The 1,801-nt window shown below is 62.7% G+C and carries 1 protein-coding gene; it reads right to left on the reverse strand.

Going from position 1 to position 1,801, the window contains the following annotated elements; all coding sequences use genetic code 11:
- Positions 1 to 889 (reverse strand): homocysteine S-methyltransferase family protein (locus tag Q0H50_RS09440; RefSeq protein WP_294421702.1); only part of this gene is annotated, 889 nt, incomplete at its 3' end.
- Positions 890 to 1,801: the final 912 nt, after the last annotated feature.

Raw genomic sequence — 1,801 nt, forward strand, 5'->3', positions numbered from 1 at the left:
CGTCGGGGCGATGCGCGTCAAGGCCGTCCGTTGCCGCGACCAGTGCACCGGCATAAGCGGGCGTGGCCTGGCCGGTCGCGCGAAGGAACTGCGCACCGGCCGCACGGAGCTGCTGGGCAGCCTCCATCATGACATCGGGGCGGTGATACGGGTTTTCCGGCATCGCCTGACGCTGACGGGGGTTGTGCTCCACCACGTCGAGCTGCGCAAGCACGGGCAGGGGCAGCTTCGCCGCCTGCTGCGCGAGCTCGCACGCGCCCTCGATGGGCGCCTGCGTGCAAAAGCCGGCCACGCTTGCCTCGAACTCGGCCATCACGTCGAGCGCCTCGTTAAAGCCATGGCGGCCATCCGCAAGCACGCCATCGGCGCCCACGCTCACAGATGCGAACACGGGCAGGCCGCTGACCTGACGCAAGCCCATGAGCGCGCACTTCAGGTCGCTTGGGTTGGTAAACCCGTTCAAGAAGAAGCCGTCAAGGGAAAGGCTCTCGAAGGCGCGCGCCGCGCGGGCGTACTGGTCACGGTTCTCATTGAGCGATGCTTTGCTGGACGCGTCGAGCGGCAGGCCGCATGGCCCAAGCTCCACGAGCACATGCTGAGGGCGCAGCTTCGCGGCGCATGCGACGGCGGCGCGGGCAAGCTCGGGCAGGCGTTCGGCCATGCCCCGATGCGCCAGGCGCGCCGGGGTCATGCCGGCCGTCTCGGTGACAAGGCACTGCACGCCCGCCATAAGGTTCAGGCGGAGGGCGTCCTCGACGGCCTCGGGTTCCATAAGCGTGGCATATTCCACATCTCCATCGAGTTCGAACCCTTGACGCGCGAGCACAGGGGCGATGGGACTGGAAAGCACGAGCATATCGCGGTGGAACCGCAGCTGGATATCAGGCATGGATGTTTCCTTTCGACTCGAACATGATACCAAAGGGCCCAAGGAGCCAGGCAAAGGGGCATCGCAGGCACACAAGCGCGCCCCACATGCGCCCTTCACAAGGTTACGGAAAGAGAACATCGGCTTTCATCAGGGAAAACCGCAGCATTGCCTCCCTGTTCCCACCTGCTTGGCAACGGGAAGGTAACGGCATCTCCTGGGCATTCACATTCCGTTCACGAGCACATCACCCCAAAGCCACTCCCCGGACACGCCCGCTTCAACACCGGCCGCTATAGTAAGCCTTGCAAGCGGGACATCCCCTTTCCACCGCTTGCCTGCTTCCCATAGCAGATCGCGATGCGAACGCATCGTTCCTCCCCTCCTTTCGGGCCGCAAGTTTCCCCCTTTTCGCTTGCGGCCCACCCCTTTTCTTGAGCCGGAAGCGGCGCGTCCCGCAAATGACATCGCGGTAGCACGCAAGCCCTTACGCAGGCATTCGTCCGCGCTACGATAACGATGCGGCACAGCCGCAATCCCGATACGCGAAACATCGGATCAGCCTTCCGGACAGATAGACCTCCGTCCCCAAGCGTCTTTGTCGCGCCCGGTTGTTCACCAACTCGTAACAAGACTGCCGGCGGCTTCACAAAATGCGCAAGCCGCTGCCATAACGCCTTCAACGTCGATGGCTATACTGCGTATCAGCGAACGGAAAGGTTCCCCTCCTTCCTCCGTCGCTCTGCTTTCTCCTTAAAAGCAGTTAATCGGCGCCAATGAACCGGCGTCGTATATCCCCTCCTTAATGGCCCCGGCAGGTTCCCCTTCCTGCCGGGGCCGCTCCTTTTCCTGAACAGGGTGAACAGACGATATGCCCATCGAGATGGCAGCAAGATAGGAAGCCTCGCTGTTGTTGATTCATATGCGCCTTCG

The organism is uncultured Senegalimassilia sp. (assembly GCF_934632265.1).
Classification (GTDB): Bacteria; Actinomycetota; Coriobacteriia; order Coriobacteriales; family Eggerthellaceae; genus Senegalimassilia.